22 protein-coding genes are annotated in these 15,916 nt (G+C 59.8%); 9 read left to right on the top strand and 13 right to left on the bottom strand.

The features are described from left to right. Window positions 1-19 precede the first annotated feature (19 nt). From AB1L30_RS05380 to AB1L30_RS05365, 4 genes are all read right to left on the bottom strand, one after another. The gene (locus AB1L30_RS05380) at window positions 20-532 is read right to left on the bottom strand and encodes a hypothetical protein (protein WP_367012407.1); all 513 of its coding nucleotides are present in this window, start codon (window positions 530-532) and stop codon (window positions 20-22) included. 127 nt (window positions 533-659) lie between these two features. After that, the gene (locus AB1L30_RS05375) at window positions 660-896 is read right to left on the bottom strand and encodes a hypothetical protein (protein WP_367012406.1); all 237 of its coding nucleotides are present in this window, start codon (window positions 894-896) and stop codon (window positions 660-662) included. A 2-nt stretch (window positions 897-898) separates the two neighbouring features. Further along, window positions 899-1,183 (bottom strand): hypothetical protein, encoded by a 285-nt coding sequence (locus tag AB1L30_RS05370; protein ID WP_367012405.1) that lies wholly within the window; start codon window positions 1,181-1,183, stop codon window positions 899-901. A gap of 1 nt (window position 1,184) precedes the next feature. Continuing rightward, window positions 1,185-2,909 (bottom strand): hypothetical protein, encoded by a 1,725-nt coding sequence (locus AB1L30_RS05365; RefSeq protein WP_367012404.1) that lies wholly within the window; start codon window positions 2,907-2,909, stop codon window positions 1,185-1,187. Window positions 2,910-2,981: 72 nt separating this feature from the next. Here AB1L30_RS05365 and AB1L30_RS05360 point away from each other — a divergent pair, with 72 nt between their 5' ends. Together AB1L30_RS05360 and AB1L30_RS05355 are read left to right on the top strand one after the other, a co-directional pair. Then, window positions 2,982-3,272: a hypothetical protein gene (locus AB1L30_RS05360; protein ID WP_367012403.1), complete on the top strand. Its 291-nt coding sequence runs from the start codon at window positions 2,982-2,984 to the stop codon at window positions 3,270-3,272. A gap of 42 nt (window positions 3,273-3,314) precedes the next feature. Further along, window positions 3,315-3,716 (top strand): hypothetical protein, encoded by a 402-nt coding sequence (locus AB1L30_RS05355; protein WP_367012402.1) that lies wholly within the window; start codon window positions 3,315-3,317, stop codon window positions 3,714-3,716. Here the strand turns inward: AB1L30_RS05355 and AB1L30_RS05350 are convergent. The 8 genes from AB1L30_RS05350 to AB1L30_RS05315 all read right to left on the bottom strand — a co-directional run bounded on the left by AB1L30_RS05350 (window position 3,691) and on the right by AB1L30_RS05315 (window position 10,000). Then, on the bottom strand, window positions 3,691-4,434 hold the full coding sequence (locus AB1L30_RS05350; RefSeq protein ID WP_367012401.1) for a hypothetical protein: 744 nt from the start codon (window positions 4,432-4,434) through the stop codon (window positions 3,691-3,693). The two genes, AB1L30_RS05355 and AB1L30_RS05350, sit on opposite strands and share 26 nt — an antisense overlap. Before the next feature lie 36 nt (window positions 4,435-4,470). Beyond that, window positions 4,471-5,025 (bottom strand): hypothetical protein, encoded by a 555-nt coding sequence (locus tag AB1L30_RS05345; protein WP_367012400.1) that lies wholly within the window; start codon window positions 5,023-5,025, stop codon window positions 4,471-4,473. Beyond that, window positions 5,022-5,561 (bottom strand): hypothetical protein, encoded by a 540-nt coding sequence (locus AB1L30_RS05340; RefSeq protein ID WP_367012399.1) that lies wholly within the window; start codon window positions 5,559-5,561, stop codon window positions 5,022-5,024. Before AB1L30_RS05340 ends, AB1L30_RS05345 begins: the two co-directional genes overlap by 4 nt. 3 nt (window positions 5,562-5,564) lie before the next feature. Beyond that, entirely contained in the window at window positions 5,565-6,020 is a 456-nt protein-coding gene (locus tag AB1L30_RS05335) for a phage protein Gp36 family protein (protein ID WP_367012398.1), read from the bottom strand. Window positions 6,021-6,112: 92 nt separating this feature from the next. Continuing rightward, window positions 6,113-7,270, bottom strand: a complete 1,158-nt coding sequence (locus AB1L30_RS05330) for a hypothetical protein (protein WP_367012397.1) — start codon at window positions 7,268-7,270, stop codon at window positions 6,113-6,115. 66 nt (window positions 7,271-7,336) lie between these two features. Beyond that, window positions 7,337-8,143 carry a head decoration protein gene (locus tag AB1L30_RS05325; RefSeq protein WP_367012396.1) on the bottom strand — a complete coding sequence of 269 codons (807 nt, stop codon included), beginning with the start codon at window positions 8,141-8,143 and terminating at the stop codon, window positions 7,337-7,339. 53 nt (window positions 8,144-8,196) lie between these two features. Beyond that, on the bottom strand, window positions 8,197-9,231 hold the full coding sequence (locus AB1L30_RS05320; protein WP_367012395.1) for a hypothetical protein: 1,035 nt from the start codon (window positions 9,229-9,231) through the stop codon (window positions 8,197-8,199). 211 nt (window positions 9,232-9,442) lie between these two features. Beyond that, window positions 9,443-10,000 (bottom strand): sugar O-acetyltransferase, encoded by a 558-nt coding sequence (locus tag AB1L30_RS05315; RefSeq protein ID WP_367012394.1) that lies wholly within the window; start codon window positions 9,998-10,000, stop codon window positions 9,443-9,445. 207 nt (window positions 10,001-10,207) lie between these two features. Here AB1L30_RS05315 and AB1L30_RS05310 point away from each other — a divergent pair, with 207 nt between their 5' ends. From AB1L30_RS05310 to AB1L30_RS05280, 7 genes are read left to right on the top strand one after another with little or no spacing between them, the layout of a single operon-like run. Continuing rightward, window positions 10,208-10,903, top strand: coding sequence for a hypothetical protein (locus tag AB1L30_RS05310; protein ID WP_367012393.1), 696 nt, complete (start codon window positions 10,208-10,210; stop codon window positions 10,901-10,903). 3 nt (window positions 10,904-10,906) lie between these two features. After that, window positions 10,907-12,034 (top strand): hypothetical protein, encoded by a 1,128-nt coding sequence (locus tag AB1L30_RS05305; RefSeq protein ID WP_367012392.1) that lies wholly within the window; start codon window positions 10,907-10,909, stop codon window positions 12,032-12,034. Next, the gene (locus tag AB1L30_RS05300) at window positions 12,027-12,572 is read left to right on the top strand and encodes a hypothetical protein (protein ID WP_367012391.1); all 546 of its coding nucleotides are present in this window, start codon (window positions 12,027-12,029) and stop codon (window positions 12,570-12,572) included. Before AB1L30_RS05305 ends, AB1L30_RS05300 begins: the two co-directional genes overlap by 8 nt. Window position 12,573: 1 nt before the next feature. Continuing rightward, window positions 12,574-13,074: a hypothetical protein gene (locus AB1L30_RS05295; RefSeq protein WP_367012390.1), complete on the top strand. Its 501-nt coding sequence runs from the start codon at window positions 12,574-12,576 to the stop codon at window positions 13,072-13,074. A 49-nt stretch (window positions 13,075-13,123) separates the two neighbouring features. After that, entirely contained in the window at window positions 13,124-13,516 is a 393-nt protein-coding gene (locus AB1L30_RS05290; RefSeq protein WP_367012389.1) for a hypothetical protein, read from the top strand. 8 nt (window positions 13,517-13,524) lie between these two features. Beyond that, entirely contained in the window at window positions 13,525-14,034 is a 510-nt protein-coding gene (locus AB1L30_RS05285) for a hypothetical protein (protein ID WP_367012388.1), read from the top strand. After that, on the top strand, window positions 13,949-15,439 hold the full coding sequence (locus AB1L30_RS05280) for a hypothetical protein (protein WP_367012387.1): 1,491 nt from the start codon (window positions 13,949-13,951) through the stop codon (window positions 15,437-15,439). Before AB1L30_RS05285 ends, AB1L30_RS05280 begins: the two co-directional genes overlap by 86 nt. A gap of 16 nt (window positions 15,440-15,455) precedes the next feature. Here the strand turns inward: AB1L30_RS05280 and AB1L30_RS05275 are convergent, their stop codons facing one another. Next, window positions 15,456-15,878, bottom strand: a complete 423-nt coding sequence (locus AB1L30_RS05275; RefSeq protein ID WP_367012386.1) for a hypothetical protein — start codon at window positions 15,876-15,878, stop codon at window positions 15,456-15,458. Window positions 15,879-15,916: the final 38 nt, after the last annotated feature.

Raw genomic sequence — 15,916 nt, 5'->3', positions numbered from 1 at the left:
TGGCGCGGGGGTGGTCACGTTATGATCGCGCGGTCAGCCGAGAGGTGATGATGCTGGCAAGTTGCGGCGCGTTTTGTGTCAGGTTCGAGCACTCATAGAAACGTTTGTTCCCTTCGATTTTCTCCCAGATGCCTGAGTTATCGACCGCTGGATCGAGCTTGTTGACGTGCACGATCAGGTAGCTGGGCACCGTATCAGGCTGCCAACTGGTGGTGATATTCGTGATTTGCTCGAAAGGAATCGTCGCCTGGCAGGTCGGCAGCACGGCATGGACCAGCGTGATGTCGCTGTGGCGAATGATCAGTACCGCTTGCCGCCGAAACCAGATCATGACGGATGACCAGCCGGCCACCAGGATCAGAAAGATCAGAAAAATGGTCGAAAGCCCCGGCAATTGAGTGAACCCCAGCGGAACAAGCCCCAACCAGTCCGCTCCTATCGAAACGATGAAAAGCAGGCTCATCGCCAGCATGCCGATCCAGATCCATGGGTGGCGATAAATACGAATCTCAGAGCGAGGGTCAGGGCGCATAAACAAGACTAGCCTGGGGCCTGCGTGAAGCTGGTCGAAGAAGTTCGACCGGCATGGATCGCTACACCCATTTTAGCGTGTCGCGGCAATAAAGTCCCCCACGGTGCTCAGTTCGTTTCGCATGTCTTTATCGCGCTAGACTACGCAGCTTCGCTTGCGTCAACGCTTCCAGCCGCGCCGCTCGGGCCACGTCTTCTTGCCCGGTGGCTGCCAGGATCTGCTGATAGATACCATCCGGCGTGGTGGCTTCAGCAGGCGTAAGTAGCTGGCGGCGGGCATAGCTTTCGGGCCAATTCCTCAGCCAGGCTCGTTTCTCGAAAGCTGGGACATCGCGATACTGTCCCGGCGAGCCTCCATAAAGCAAAGCTAGAAGGCAGTCGTCTCTGCTTTTTTTTTACAGTCGTCCAGCCAGGTAGTCGACAGATGGGCGACCTGTTGCCAAAGCGTCCGAACCTGACTGTAGGCAAGGTTCGTTTCGCCAAGCTGCGTGGCGATCCATTCGCCCCACAACGGCAGCCAGGCATCGCCATGCGACTGCGCCAGGAAGGCGGCCTGGTCGTAGGCTTCCAAAAGGTCGATCGTTACTGGCGAAGCTTCCGCCGCGTCGTCGACCACAATCTGCAATTTCACCGATGGTGGTAAGGTAAACACGTTACGACTCCTCTCCTTCCAGCTCTTCGCTGGAAGGTGCTGAGGGAACGGAAGGACTGGCCGGCGAATCGCTCAGCGAGGCGACCGTTCCCAGAACTTTGTACAAACGATAGCCGCGCATCTGATAGACAATGTGCCCCACGCTGGTCGCCGGACCGATTTCGAACGACTCCTTCACCAACGCAACCGCTTGCCCGGCCAGCGAGGTCAGCGTGGGGAAGACTGGCAGGTATTGCACCCGCAAGCCTTTCGCCTTCAGCAGCACATACTGCGTCGGCAGGCCATGTTCTTCCGCGATGTCTTCTTGGTCGGTCGCATCGAACGACTGCTGCGGCTGAATGCCGTCGGTGCCGTACAGCGGATCGCTGATCGTGGCCAAGCTGCGCGAAGGATCGACCGCCCGTCGATGCCAGGTCGTGCGTTCGTCTTTAAAGAACTTCAATTGCACGTCGTAGTCGAGCCACGACGCGTTCGGATCGATCGTGCTACTGGCCAGTTCAACCGATTCGGCGGCATTGCTAACCGAGGGAGGCGTGTTGCTAGTCGCGATGACGACGCCACTGGCGGCCGAAGCGAGGTTGACCGAAAGGTTATCGGCCGACGTCGACCCGAGTCCCGCCGTTCCGCGCTGATGCCACATGCCGGCGATCGAACTGCTCCAGGTTGAATAGTCGCCACTCCCAGAGAGCGGCGTCCAGAATTTGTCGGAAAGGAACGCCCCGATGCCGCCACTTTTCTGCCAGACGATCTCGAAGCGACTCGTTCGGGCACGCTCCCACAAACCACGTTCAATCGACAAACGAATCGGAAAGAGAGCCGTCCCGCCGCTCGCCGCGGATTGCAGGTCGGTTTGCTTCTGCTGAGCCATCAACCAGAACTGCAGGAAAGCATAGTTGGGGGCGACCCCGGGGGCGACGGTCAAAGTCGCCGTCAGCCGCGCCGTGCCGCGAGCCAGTCCGATTCCTTCGGTTGTGAACGAGAAGGAACCTTCCCCTTCGGCGATCCCTGCCGGCAGCGCGTCGCCTGCGAGTTGCACGTCGACCAGTTGAAAGTCGATGCGGCTCTTATCGGTCGACTCGTCGTAAACTTGCGTGACGCGACGAAATCCGGCAGGCACTTCGACATCGATCGCCGCGCGGAAGCTGTCGGCTACCTGGGTTCCGCCGGAATGCTGCGAAGCAACTTGCCAACTGCCACGCGTGACCCGTGTCAGCAGGCCTTGATCGTCGAGGCGATAGCTTTGAGCGAAGTCGAACGACTTGAGCCGTTCGTCCAGTACGCTGGCAGCGACATCGGACGAAGCGATTTCAAATTCGACGGACCACTGCAGCGATGCGGTCTGCGAACCTTGCATGGTGATGGTGCATGCCAGCGGCCGAGGCCCCCAGCCGATATCGATGGCAGGGCTATCGAGGCCGCATCCAGTTCCGGCAAGCGAAAGCGTTTGACGCGGCTCTAGAAGTTGCCGACGAATGGCTTTCAACTGCGCGGCGGAAAGGGCTTCCGTTTCGCTGTAGAAGATCGCCTGAACATTCAGCCGGACACGCTGCCCGACGACGGTTTGTTGGGCGTCGTTGTATTGATTGGTCGCTGTGAATGACCATTGCGGGGGGGTCGAACGAACGGCCGATCCGGCAATGCTCGGGCCACCGCTGCCACCGATCTGCACGTCACCATAATGAATTGTTTGCGCAGAGAGGTCGGCCTGATTGATCGGGGTATGCATACGTAGTACCGTAGGGGTGCGTGGTCAACAAATCATGGCAGCAGGATCGACCTGCGACGAAGAGGTGGAACGATGGACGACGAGTTCGAAGAGGCCCCGCGACTTCCTGACGGGAGAAAGCACTTGTCGTGGTTGCTGCTGATCGCGCTGTTTTTGACGCCGATATTGGTGGTGGAAATCGCGCACCGGGCCGCGCATTCGCCCGAGATCAATCCCGCCATGGCCGACCCGACGAACGCCGCCGTATCGAACGTCCTGGGACGAAAAGGTCACGCGCGCGTCCTCGGCCTGGTAACCGTTGGTTCGGGGATGCTGACCGCTTGTGCGGCGGTCGCCCTGTGGTCCTATTCTCAACGTGCCTAGATGGTGTCGTAGTCCATTCCCGCAACTTAGCTGAGCGATCCCATGAAATACTTGCTGATTGGAACCGATGCCGAAGGCAAGCGATTCGAACGAACGATCGACGCCGTCGATAAGCAGCATGTACGTGCCTATGCCGAGTCCAACCATATCGAAATCGAGACAATCGACGAGATCTATGAACCGGCCGAGCCAAGCCCCAGGTATCTGTATCCGCTGCCCGATCGCAAGAATCCGTTGTATGCCTACGCGTTCTTTTTGTTTTGTGGTGGCGTCCCGTGCATATTGGCGGGGGCATTCGGGCAGTTCATTTGTTATACGGGGAGTCCGCCACCGGTGGTGTTCTTCATGACCCAGGCGATCATGTATCTCGGTATGTTCAACATCCTCATCGCTTCGATTTTCCTGACGGGTGCTCATATCATCGCCTCGCAGCAAGACCCGTAGGAAACGAATCGCCATGTCGCGACGCGTCTTGCGCGGCATCGAGGTCGGGATCGGCCATGTGCTCCAGCTGTTCCCAAAGCGAAGCCAGTCCGGTTGGCGGCGCGGGCGGAGTGCGTTCGGCAAGCAGCTTCCGTAGCAGCCGCGTTGTTTCCGCCAGTGAAGCTGAAACCGTCGAATCGTGACGGCGACTGGAAACAGTCGACGCGGGCACCGGCAAGCCTGGCGAGGCGGTCGAACTTAACGGGGGCAATGCAAGCGTTCGCAATGCGGCGGGCGAAGTCGTCTCTGGCAACGCTGGTTCAACAGCGGATGGCATCGCGGCGATCAGCGGCGTGAAGCGGTTCCACGCAGACCGAGGCGCGGGAGGCTGGCCAGGCAGCGGGATCGAATCGCGTTCGCTGGCTGCGTTGGTCCCAGGTAGCGGAATCGTCCGCTCCCCTGCTCCATCCACCATCGAGCGAACGTCAAACGATGCCGGCGCATCCTTCGCCGCCACCGCCATCCTTGGCGATTGAGGTGCATCGTGGAGAGGTTCCTCCGAATCGGAATTCGCCGGCGCGTCGATCGCAGCCTGATCGATCGCCTGGCGAATGGTCTCTTCGGTGATCTGGCCGAAAGGTGCTTCCGGCGAATCAGCCAACTGCGGCGAGACGAGTTCGTCGATCGCGTCTGGCTCGGTCAGGGGCTGCAGCCGAACTTGATAGGTAATCGTCTTCAACGGTCGAACCTTTTAATACCAAGGGGTGCTGGCGAACTACTCGACGTCCGATTCTTCAAACCAGACCAGCTTCGGCGTTTCGTCGCTGTTGTAGTAAGGGAAACAGCGGAAGACCAACGCCACGTCGCGCTGGGCCGGGCCAAAGAAGATCTCGGTGTTGTGCTGCGGCGAAAGAATCGCTTTGCCGAACGTCAACACCTTGCCATCGTTTTCGTAGGCAGGCGTGCCGGCGACCGGCGTCAGCACAATCTTCCCCGCCAGGTCGGTCAGCAGGCGACCGATCGGACCGACATCGCCGAAGCTGCTGCCAAACGGCCACAAAATATCGCGGACGTAAGGCTTCCACTCTTTCATCGTCAGCAGCAGAAAGCAGTTGCCGCCGCGATAGATCGAATCGACGACCGTCTGCCCGAACAGGTTCGTTCCGGCGATGTCTTCTCCTTCCATCACCCGCGACAGTCGGTGGGCACCTTCGACCAGGCCAATATCGCGAGCCGCCGGATCGGCCGCTTGGCCTGGCGTGCCGCTTACCGCGCCCGAGGCGTCGTACGTTGCCGTGTAAGGTCCAGGGGCAAAAGTTCCAAGGCTCATGCTTCGTTCTCGCTAATAGGATCGATGTGAAGGGCTTCGCCGAACTGGATTAGTCGGCCAACAAACGCGGCGCCGCCTGGCTTGGCTTCCAGAACTTGCGTTCGACGCGAACCGCGATAAACAAACGGAGACTGCAAGCCACTGCCGGTTGCCTCGGTCCCGCAACCGGCGGCGTGGTTGATGGCATTCAGCAGCGTGTAACTGCGATGAATGGTTTGCTTCACCTGCCGCTCGAGTGCATGAGGCAAGCAAACCGGCGCCGCGTGGGGGTCGTCGTCCAGCAGAAGGTTCGCCGCGCGATCGGCAGGAAACGAAGCGACCCGTCGCCAGACGCCCACTTCCAGTTGGAACCGCTCGGCCACGAAGTGCCCGGTGCTTTCGGCCGCCTCGGTCCCGGCGTCGGCGATCGCCACGAAGAACTCGCCGCAGCGAGCGATCGGCCGGGTATCGAGCGTCACGCGGCACTGGTCCGCCGTCCACCCCCAGCGCTGACGAAGCTGCAAGCAAACCGTTTTCAAAATGGCTGCGGTATGCATCGCTTAACCCTCCTGTTCCGGGCGGATTGTGCGTATCGGCAAACGTTCGCCGAGGGTCGTCTGATGATTGCTGATCCGCGGCAACGCCGTATGAGGCCGGGCCGCATCGGGCAAAGCGAGTTCGCCACGGGCAATCGCTTCCAACTGCTGGCGATACGTTTTGGCGATCTCGGTCAAACTGCTGTCGGCCGGATTTCCCCGACGCCGCACCAGCAGATCAATCGCCAGGTAAGCGTTGCACCAGCGGCACCAATCGCTGGCCAAAAGATCGGCAGTGGCGTAACGAGCGTGCAGGAAGAGATTCATCTGACTGGCGGCCTGCTCGATGGCATCGGTCGCGTACGAACTTTCGAGCGAGCCGGCGGTGCCATCTTCGTTGTCGTCCAATAGCCGCAGCAAAGCACTGGGGCCAAGGATTGACGTCAACTGCGTCGCGGTGCAATAAGGTGTCGTGCTCATGGCGCTTCAGCGAAAAAGAGGGATGGGTTCACCCAGGGTCGAGCCGCGCAGAATGGCGGCTCGACCCACAAGCAAAACGGCGTCGTCTGCGATTACGACTCGAAGACCACTTCGGCGTCGACGATCGCACCGGGGACGTACAGAAACGGCAGACCGTTGTAGACCTGGTGCAGGTCGTAGCCGGCCGGGTTGTCGCTGGGCGTCGCCCAGGCATATTGCCCGTGACGTTCCGCCGTGATCGCTTCGGGACTGTTCCCTTCGACCACGACTTCCGAGCCTTCCCCCAAGGCAACCCACGCCGGGCTGGGGCTCGGCATACCGTAGACATGGTTGTCGGCCAGGGCCTTCGTCTGCGTGAACGTGCCAGCCGGTCCTTCGATTTCCAGAACATGATCCATGATGTGGATCGTGACCCAAGGCACGCTGCTGATCAGTCCGGTGAAGTGACCACCAGCGGTCCGCTCGATCTTCTGCATCGGCATGTTGCCGATCCCGGCCTGCGACTTGATCTGCTGATTCTTGATCATCAGATTCCAGGTCACCGAGTTCATGCAGAGGTGTTCCAGCGGCAGGCCACATAACGCTTCCAACGCCGCGTTGATGCCGAAGATATGCTGCGGAATATCGGCGTCGTAGTTGCCTTCGCCATCTTGCGAATCCCAACTGGCGTCGACGATCTCGCCATCACCCAGCATGTCGAGCTGCCCACGATTGCCGGCTGGAATGCGGAAGTCGACCGACTGCTCGCCTGGCAAGCCGGTTGGCTCCCAACTATGCAGATACGACTGATCGGCGGCCGGGGCGAAGTAGTACTTGCCACGCAGCATGGCAGCGGTTTGGAACTCGATGAAGTTCAAGAACTTCTCGGCCTGGTACGCTTCCTGTCGGCCGATGTACGAGAGCCCCATCTGATCGAGCTCGCACGAAGGACCGCCCAGCATTCGCTGGTTGAGCATTTGTTCGTACAGCAGCGGAACCGTTTCGCCGAGACGCGGAAACGTACCGGTCACGTTGCCGACTGCCTGAGGCGGAGCCAGACGGCGCGGTCCATCCGGCGCGATGCCGCGCGGCAACTGCCGGGTGCCGTTGAAGACGTCGTAGCTGAAGTGCCGCCCGCCGGGACGCACCACGTTGGGTTCTTCGCCCACGAAGCCGAGCAGCCGAGCCAGCGATTGGCGTCCACTTTGCACACGCTTGACGACCCCCATGATGCGCTGCGGGGCGAGAACTTTGGAAACGCTGTAACCCATATTCAAAGGTCCTTCAGGAAAGGATTGAGGAGAAAGGTAAGTTCAGGAAAGTCCGCGGCGAAACGATTACGCCGAGACCACCGTCAACGCCGCAGGGCTGCTGCTCAAGGCGATCCACTTCAGCTTGTTGCTGGCGGTGCGAATCGCCTTCACCATCACGCTGGCCCCCAGCTTCTGGCTGGTGGTTTGAAATGCGATGCCATCGGCCGCGGCGTTGTTGACGGCCAGCACGTTGTTCCCTTCGGCCGAAGAGATGGTCAGGTTCTGATCGACCGTCTGCACGAAAGCGAACTCCAGTCCTTCTTCGATCGCCGGCAGCGTGATCGCGATTGCCCCCGCTTTGCTGGCCACGACCAGCTTGCCGTTGTCGCTGGAGGTCAACGCGAAGTCGGCGGTCGCATAGAGCGAACCGTTATGGCTGCACAGCGCCGAAGCCATTGGCATCGGGATCTGATCGAAACGAATGCCCTGGCGAATGAGTTGCTGCTGGGCCTGGGGCGTGAGCCCAATGACCGAGCTTTTCACCACATGCCCGGCGGCAAGGATCCGCGCCGAAAGCTTCGCTTCGCTCACGCCATGGGCGTCTTGCATGTCGAGCGTATCGAGCAAAATTGCGATCGCCGTTTGCGTGCCATCGGTCGCGGTCGGATCGTATGGTGCCAGAAGTCCAGAGGCAGCGATGCGACCCAGCACCAGGCCGGCTCGTAAGGTAGAAGTCGGCGTGTTGCCGGCGTCGACCGAACTGGCTGCAATAATCCCTTGCAGGATGGTGGCGTTGGTTTCTCCGTGCGGTCCCAGAAACTGAACCTGCGAAACGCTGCTTTCCACGGCCAGCGATTGTCCTGGCAACGATCCACGTGCGAATTGACCCATAGTGAGGATTCCTTGTAAGGAAGAGTTAGTGACGAAATAAACAGGTGAATCGGCTACCGGCCGATGCCGATCGAACGCAGCACGGCGTCGGTCAGTTGATCGTTCTGCGGATCAGGCTCTTCCCCCAGCAGTTCCGCGGATGGCGAGAGCTCGCGGAGATCGTTGTCGGGAAGTTGCATCGAACCAGGCAGCACCTGGCGAAAGAGATCGGCGACCTCGGTCAGCGAAACATTCGGGGCGTCGCTGCCGGTTTCGCTGAACTGAACACTCTCGGCCTTGCGCTGGCAGAACTCACGCAGCGGCAAGGGAAGACCGGCGAAGCGGCGGGTCAGTTGGGTCCGATGCTGTTGGTCGAGCTGGGCTTGAAGCCGAGCGACCTGCTGCATCTGGGCGTCAATCGCCGCTTGCGCCGGTTCACTGAATTGCAGGGACGAAGCCGTGTCGTCCGTCGTTTCGGTTGTTTCCGAAGGTTCGCTTTCCGTCGGCAGAGGCAAATTGGCCTCGATCGCTTCCAGCAATTGCTCAAGCCCGGCGGCCGTGTTGGTCCACTGCTCGTCGAGCAGAACACCACGAGCCGCCAACGCTTCGATCAGCTTGGTGGTGGTCGAACGGGGATGAAGTTGATCGTCGAGCGAGAACTGCAGCACCGGCTGAAACGCCCCTTGCTCTGGATTGCGGGGCGTTGCGGTCAATGCCATGTGACGAATCACCACGCCGAACTCGCGCCCCAGGCCATCGGTATAAGGGCCGATCTCTGGGCTGGTAAATTGCACGCGGCCTGATTCGATCGCCGTGGCGGCTTCGTCATCCAGCACTTCCAGCGTCTGCTCGAGGCTGCCATCTTCCAGCTGCCGAACACCGATCATCCAGCCAAGGTTGTCAACCGCCGAGTTCTCTTCCGGCTGCGGGCCACCGTCCAAGCTGCCGGGCGACTTGTGGGCTCCCCACAGTGGAATGCGGATACCAGCCGAGAGCATCGTGGCGGTTCGCTCGACCAGCAGATCGAGATCGTTCGCCGTGAACTCTTGCATGCGGTTGCCAATCTTGTACCAGCCTGGTTTCAGAAAAACTTGCGTGAGTCGTGTCATGGATTCTCGTGCCGAAGAAGGAGGTTGAATCGTTCAAAAGCGAGCGATGTCATACCTTGGTGTGCGAGACCGTCAAGGTCATCGCTGTACACCGATCGGCGGCGATAGCGCACGAGGAGCGCAGAAAGAAACTGCTAGAAGGGAGCCGTCGGAAGCGAGGGGCGAACGAGAGTATTCGCCCAGAAAGAGGTAAGTCGCGCAGAGGTGAAGTCTAAGGTTCGAGCGGGCGAATCACGCGGCAAGGGTTGCCCGCGGCGAAGACGTTCGCCGGAATGTCGCGCGTGACAACGCTGCCGGCGCCGATCACGCTGCCCGAACCGATGGTTACGCCTGGGCAGATAATCGCCGAGCCCCCAATCCATACGTCGTCGCCAATGACAATCGGCTTGCCATTCTCCAGCTTCCGCCGTGTGACGGCATCCAGCGGATGCGTGGCCGTATAGATCTGCACGCCAGGACCGAAGAGGCAATGATCGCCAATTGTGACCTGGCAAACATCGAGCACGACGCAGTTGAAGTTGAAGTAGCAGTTTCGCCCGAGCTGAATGTTTACGCCGTAGTCGCATTGAAACGGCGGCTGGATGGTCAACCCTTCCGGTGAAGTCCCCAGAATCTGGGCAATCAGTTCGGCCCGGGCTTCTTTGTCGGTGTCACGCGTCGCATTCAAGGCAAAGCACAAGTCGTGGGCTTTCTGGCGTGCCGCAACCAATTCGGCGTCCGATGCGTCGTACAACTCGCCTGCTAACATCAGTTCGCGCTGGCTGGTCATGGGGCTCCTTCAAGATTCGCTGGGCGAAGTCGTGTTCCTGTGGAAGTGTCAGGTCGCATTGTAAACCGTTCAACTCGGTTGCATCAGGCCGGTCAGGGCTACGTGCGGTCGAGCGAATGACCTGGACAGAGGAGCATCCATTTCTACAACGCCCTGCTGTGTGAAACTCTGAAACGTGAAGTTCTTACTGCGAGGCGATGTTCTTCGATGCGACTATATCCCAGTGGGCTGACAGGGTTCGATTGGCAAAGCGATTCGTTGGCGTGTCTGCTCTTACGAACCACGTCGCCCGATCCGACCGATGAAATCTCCTTCGACCCCCTCCATAGTTCGGTCGCCGATTTGTGGGCTGCCGGCGCGATGGAAGTCGATGTGGCTGGCTATGCCCGAAAGCCGCTGGTGGTTGGTTCGCCGGTGATCGATGCTGGCGAAGGCGAAGCGCGGTTCGATGCCGCCGATCTCGACTTTGGCGTGTTGGCTTCAGGGCAGAATATCTATGCGTTGATTCTGTTTCGCGAAGGGGACGATGACGAAGAGCGAACGCTGGTTGCGTTCGATAACGGTTCGATCCCGCTGGTGTTGGCCGCCGACGCTGCCTCAGGCAGCACGCTAATTTGGATCGAACCGCTAATGGAAGACCTGCCCAGCGGCGCGGCGATCGACCTGGGTAGCGACGCGACCGGTTCGCTGGCCAGCGCCGCGCCGAAAGGAACACGTTCGTTGACGCTTGCCGCGCCGGGCCTTGGTGCGGCGGCCAATGCCGGAGCTCGCTGCGAATCGGTTCGCACGGCCCGGGTCTCCACTCAGGCCACGCCGCCGGCGCTCGCCTATCTGAACAACGGTCCGCTCGAAGTGGTCTTCGACGCTGCTGGTGTGCTGATCATCCAGTCGCAAGGAGGTTAAACAATGGCAACCACCTACTTCGATCTCGGCTGCTATTTCACCGCGACGACCGGCGGCGGAACGATCTCGCTCGGCTCGGTAATGCCAGGCTATAACTCGCTGGGGAGTAGCCAGAATGGCAAGACGTTCAACGTCGTCCTGCGGGATGGAACTGCGTGGGAACATAGCCGAGGCGTTTATAACCATGCAGCCGGAACGTTGACGCGCAACCTTGTGAAGTCGTCGACGGGTTCGCTCCTGAATCTCTCTGGCAACGCGGTTCGTGTTGCCGTCGGGGACATTGCAGCGAGTGACTTTCAGGCCATGCTCGACCGGATTACGACGCTGGAAAATACGGTCACCTCGAAAGTCAATTCGTCGGCATTCAATACGTTTCTGATCAACAATACGAACGATCTGGTCTCGATCGTCACGCGGCTCGACGATCTGGAAGCGAAGCCAGTGGCCGTGGGCGCGGTCGGTTTGCAACTTCAGCGAGCATCGGCGACCGAGCTGACGATTCAAACCGGTTCGATTCACAACCACGATCTGTCGGCAAGGCTAACCGTCGAAACCGACATCACGCTCGATCTGACCGAAAGTGGCGATCTGGTGAACGGATCGCTTCGGGCGACCAATAGCTGGTACTACGTGCTGCTGGGGCACGCGGCCGGAAATATCGTCGCCGGACTGTCGAATTCGCTTGGTAAGCCCGCCAGTTGGAGCGATTGGCAGATCGTCGGAGCGATGCGAACCAACGCGAGCAGCGGCGGCCAGTGGGACCTGTTTCAGCAGCGGGGTGCTTGGTTCTTCTACGAAGGAGAGATGTTCGCCCTCTCGACCAACGTGAACGATACCAGCGAGACCACGGCCCGGGTCTGGGCTCCGCCCCTCAGCGTGCAGGCCAAGATGCTGTTCCGCACGCTGACCGCCGCGAACTATACGTGGGCTTACATTCGCAGTGTGTCAGGCGGGACGAACATTGTTTCGATTCACACTCGCCAGGGCGCGAACGAATACGTCGAGTTCGACATCGTCACCAACAACGATGGAAACATCTTCCTGCAGTGCGACGTCGCGTCGACCTGGGATGCGTTGCAGCTCATTTCACGCGGGTTTCAATGCCCCATAGGAGAAGCGGGTCATGTCTAATGGTATCGCCAAAATTGTCGACGGAAATGCCGTGGCGTGGGCCCCACTTCACGATGGCAATCGCTGCGTAACCTTCTTCGGAGCCCAGCCCGTGCCCGATCCGCTGCCGGAAGGATATGTCCGATCCGATACTTTTCAGGCGGCCTGGTCTGCCGGGCAACAGAAGCGGTCCGAAGTCGATGTATGGTGGAAAACTACGCTGGCCGAAGGATACGTCGTCACGTCAATCGGCGTCGAGATCGGCTGGTCGGAAGTCGATCGCCAGGTGGTTAGTCAGGGGATCGCTCTGCTGAACGAATCGCTGATGCTCGGACTCATCGCGCCGACAGATCCGATTCCTGGCTGGGTCGATCGGCATGGCGAACCGATCGTGGTCGCCGGAGCCGATCCCACCGCCGCGCAGCTCAAGCTCTTGGCACTTGAAATGGGTCAGGCGTTTCAATCGCAACGCGGCCTCTGGCTGGCCTACCGGGCAGCGATCGCGGCGGGCAATGTATCGTTCGTGGTGGGGGAACCTCTGTTAGAAGAAGGAGCGTAACATGCCCATGCTTTCCGGTCCCTGCCTTGGGGCGAGCCGACTCGATGTGCAAGGCTTTCCGCAGAAGGCTTCCTACGGAAGAGGACTCGTCCGGCAACAGATCTCTTCCCCCTTGCTGTCGAGTGCTGGCAGCCTAAATGCAGGACGTTGCCGTCAACGAATTGCCTGCGAGCCTTTGGCGTTTGTTGCTGGCAGCCAGGTCGGCATGAGCGTGGCCGCGATTGAAGTCGCCATGCCAGGCGTTCGCGTGCAGCTTGGCCAGCCATTGGTTCAGGTCGTGCTGCGTGTCGTCCGACTTCAGTTCGCTCTCTTCCCACAAAAACAGGGCGCCGCCATGATCCCAACGTCGCAATCGATCACGCAGCAGCGCTGCGACACGAAGCAAGCCTCCGCAGAAGTCGCCAGCGTCCAGCGGTCGGAAGCGGCAAGCGTGGTTACGCTCGTTTCCAGTTCGGCGACGTTCGCCGGTTCGGTTCCCGTAGCGCAAGCGTCGACCTGCTAACCAGCGGCTGGCGAGCCAATCCCCTTCTCTACTTGAAAAAGGAAAACCGATGAGTTGTTCGATCGAATCGTTTCATGTTCGTGCGTTGGTCGGTGTCGACACGGTCGTTCGGGCTCGGGTCACCGATGCCGACAATGTGCCGGTGACACCGGAATCGCTGTCGAAGGCTTACCTGCAGATCTTCGGCCCGGACGAGAGCGTCGTCCACAATGCCGAACTGAACCTGGCCGACACGTTTGCCAGTTCGCTGCAGCAAGGTCCGGAATGGACAGCCGACGGTGTGGGGTACAACCTGACCGTCACGCTGCCTGGTAGTGCGTTGCTGGACGAGACGTTTCGCTACCCGGCGGTGGTGTGGTGCGTTCCAACCGGCGGCAGCGACTTTCCGGTTCGCATGCTGGTGGAACTGACGCCGGTCCCCAAAGCTGAATACCCTGCCTAGGTCACGCCATGCCTTTATCTGAAAACCATCTCACGAAAGTCGTCCCGGTGGGGCATGTCGCCGAGTCGGATGCCAGTCGCGGCAGTGCCGAGCAATCGAAGCCGACCGCGTCGTCGCTATTGATGACGCTCCTTTCGCAAGACGAGTCAAGCACCGACGCAATATCGAGTCGGCTGGCCGAAAGCCCGGCCGTGGTGCGGTTGCTTTCGCTCGGCTGCATTCCGCAGGAAGAAGTGGTCGAGATCGTGCGGCTTGCCCCGGAGTTGGCTCGCCAGGCCGCGGAGAAAGGGAAAGTGAATGACTACACCGCGATTCTCCGCGTGCTGATCCAGGCCGCCAAGCTTCCTATCGAAACCCAACCGAAACAGGTCGAACATGTCCTCTCCGTACTCCCACCTGACCAACGAGCAGCTCTTATTGAGGCTCAGCTTATTGCGGCAGTTGAAATGTGCGGGGAAGCTGACACCACAACTGTTGACGCTGTTGGAGATGGACCAGCAGCAGACGACCCCTCGTAGCTACGCCCCGCACCAGCCGTTCGCAAAGCAGCGAACCTTCTTGGAGCTAACCTGCCAGGAAGCCTTCTATGGTGGCGGCGCCGGACCTGGGAAAACCGAAGCGTTGTTGATGGCGGCGCTGCAGTACGTGCATGTGCCCGGTTACGCGGCGCTGTTGCTGCGGCGCGACTTTGCCCGGCTCGCTTTGCCAGGTTCGATCATGGATCGAGCGAAGCAGTGGCTAACCGGCAGCGACGCCCGCTGGAACGAGCAGCGTAAGACCTGGAGCTTTCCCAGCGGCGCGACGCTGCAGTTTGGTTACATCGATTCCCCGGACGATCGGTATCGGTACGCTTCGACCGAGTTTCAGTTTATCGGCTGGGACGAACTGACCGAGTTTCGCCTGGCCGACGACGAATCGAATCCGTATCTGTTCATGTTCTCGCGACTGCGAAAAACACGCGGGCTGAACGTACCGGTCCGCATGCGAAGTGCTTCGAACCCTGGCGGCACCGGGCATGCGTGGGTGAAGAATCGTTTCATTAGTCCCAAGATCTTGAAAGCGACCGCCGAAGGAAGTACCAAGCAGGTCTTCTTCAACGATGCCCAGCGAAAAGATCGCGCGTTCGTTCCGGCGCTGCTGCATGACAATCCGGCCATCGATGCCGAAGCGTACGTGGCCCGGCTGTCGCATCTTCCGCCGGTCACGCGTCAGCGGTTGATCCATGGCGACTGGTCGGTCCGCGAAGAAGCGATTCTGCGAGGCGACTGGTTTCGCTACTACACCCAGCAAGAAGGGACCCTCAGCGCGATGCAGTCGGACAGTACGCTGCTGGGCACCGTGCATGAAGGTGACTGCACACGCTTCGCAGTCCTGGATACGGCTGGCGGCACGAAGGATAAGACGAGCCAGCGCAAGGGAAAGCCAGGCAGTTTCTCGGCGCTTGGCATCTGGGACTATGCCCCGAATCTTGGCAATGCACTGTTCTTGCGACATGTGTGGCGCGATCGAGTCGAGTTCGTTCCGCTGTGCGAGAATGTCGTGCGGATCTGTCAGCAGTGGAAGGTCCCGATTCTGTATCTCGAGAACGCCCATCATGGTCAGGCGGTCGAGAACATCATTCGCGATCAGGTGCCAACGCGGTTGATCTCGCCGGCGACGGGTTTGTCGCGAGGCGGCGTGCCGGGCAAGGTCGAACGTTCGTATGCCTTGCAGAACAAGCTTTCGCGCGGCGAAATCTTTCTGCCCAAGCACAACAATCAATGGCTACTGCCGTACGAGCAAGAACTGCTCGGCTGGACCGGGCACGAGGACGACGTCGCCGATCAGGTCGATATCAGCAGCTACGCCGCCATCTTGTGCGAAACGAACACGCCCAAGCCGATCAGCCCGACCTACGCCGCCAGTTTGTATGGCTTGAGGTAGAGCTTCCGCGAAAAGGTCACTCGGCAGCGGAAGGTGGCGAAACGATCGCTTCGCTGAGGACCCCTTCGTGATGGAAGATGCCGACATAGCGATAGGCCCAATGGAAGATCAGCACGTCGCCGTTGAAAAGATATTCGCCGTCGTGTGCTTGCTGATAACGCTCGGAAAACTGGACGAGCGTCTCTTGGGGCTCGACGACAAACGGTCCGCCTGGCTCGCGGTAGCTGTTATCGTTAATCACCAGCAGGTCGCCGACGGGTAGCCAATGAAGCTGAGCGATCAATTCGGCATCGGACTGCGACTCGAAATCTTCCACCCGTTGCCAGCGAAATTGGTCGCTTTGCTCGACATCGTGGATCAATTGATCGACGTCTTTCAGCTTCAATCCAAGCTGACGGAACAAAGTGTCGCGGAAGGTATCCCACGGAATCTGGTGCATGATGCGGCGACTTTGGAAGTACGAAAAGTAAGGACTTC

Origin of the sequence: Bremerella sp. JC817, assembly GCF_040718835.1 — a bacterium.
Taxonomy (GTDB): domain Bacteria; phylum Planctomycetota; class Planctomycetia; order Pirellulales; family Pirellulaceae; genus Bremerella.
This window is presented reverse-complemented; position numbering and strand designations above follow the sequence as displayed.

What these genes read in the sequence shown, in the direction of transcription:
- AB1L30_RS05300 (WP_367012391.1), top strand. Translation starts at nt 12,027, where the DNA reads ATGTCTAATGGTATCGCCAAAATTGTCGACGGAAATGCCGTGGCGTGG.
- AB1L30_RS05285 (WP_367012388.1), top strand. Translation starts at nt 13,525, where the DNA reads ATGCCTTTATCTGAAAACCATCTCACGAAAGTCGTCCCGGTGGGGCAT.
- AB1L30_RS05305 (WP_367012392.1), top strand. Translation starts at nt 10,907, where the DNA reads ATGGCAACCACCTACTTCGATCTCGGCTGCTATTTCACCGCGACGACC.
- AB1L30_RS05335 (WP_367012398.1), bottom strand. Translation starts at nt 6,020, where the DNA reads ATGAGCACGACACCTTATTGCACCGCGACGCAGTTGACGTCAATCCTT.
- AB1L30_RS05345 (WP_367012400.1), bottom strand. Translation starts at nt 5,025, where the DNA reads ATGAGCCTTGGAACTTTTGCCCCTGGACCTTACACGGCAACGTACGAC.
- AB1L30_RS05325 (WP_367012396.1), bottom strand. Translation starts at nt 8,143, where the DNA reads ATGGGTCAATTCGCACGTGGATCGTTGCCAGGACAATCGCTGGCCGTG.
- AB1L30_RS05360 (WP_367012403.1), top strand. Translation starts at nt 2,982, where the DNA reads ATGGACGACGAGTTCGAAGAGGCCCCGCGACTTCCTGACGGGAGAAAG.
- AB1L30_RS05290 (WP_367012389.1), top strand. Translation starts at nt 13,124, where the DNA reads ATGAGTTGTTCGATCGAATCGTTTCATGTTCGTGCGTTGGTCGGTGTC.
- AB1L30_RS05310 (WP_367012393.1), top strand. Translation starts at nt 10,208, where the DNA reads ATGCGACTATATCCCAGTGGGCTGACAGGGTTCGATTGGCAAAGCGAT.
- AB1L30_RS05365 (WP_367012404.1), bottom strand. Translation starts at nt 2,909, where the DNA reads ATGCATACCCCGATCAATCAGGCCGACCTCTCTGCGCAAACAATTCAT.
- AB1L30_RS05275 (WP_367012386.1), bottom strand. Translation starts at nt 15,878, where the DNA reads ATGCACCAGATTCCGTGGGATACCTTCCGCGACACTTTGTTCCGTCAG.
- AB1L30_RS05380 (WP_367012407.1), bottom strand. Translation starts at nt 532, where the DNA reads ATGCGCCCTGACCCTCGCTCTGAGATTCGTATTTATCGCCACCCATGG.
- AB1L30_RS05315 (WP_367012394.1), bottom strand. Translation starts at nt 10,000, where the DNA reads ATGACCAGCCAGCGCGAACTGATGTTAGCAGGCGAGTTGTACGACGCA.
- AB1L30_RS05340 (WP_367012399.1), bottom strand. Translation starts at nt 5,561, where the DNA reads ATGCATACCGCAGCCATTTTGAAAACGGTTTGCTTGCAGCTTCGTCAG.
- AB1L30_RS05355 (WP_367012402.1), top strand. Translation starts at nt 3,315, where the DNA reads ATGAAATACTTGCTGATTGGAACCGATGCCGAAGGCAAGCGATTCGAA.
- AB1L30_RS05320 (WP_367012395.1), bottom strand. Translation starts at nt 9,231, where the DNA reads ATGACACGACTCACGCAAGTTTTTCTGAAACCAGGCTGGTACAAGATT.
- AB1L30_RS05295 (WP_367012390.1), top strand. Translation starts at nt 12,574, where the DNA reads ATGCCCATGCTTTCCGGTCCCTGCCTTGGGGCGAGCCGACTCGATGTG.
- AB1L30_RS05330 (WP_367012397.1), bottom strand. Translation starts at nt 7,270, where the DNA reads ATGGGTTACAGCGTTTCCAAAGTTCTCGCCCCGCAGCGCATCATGGGG.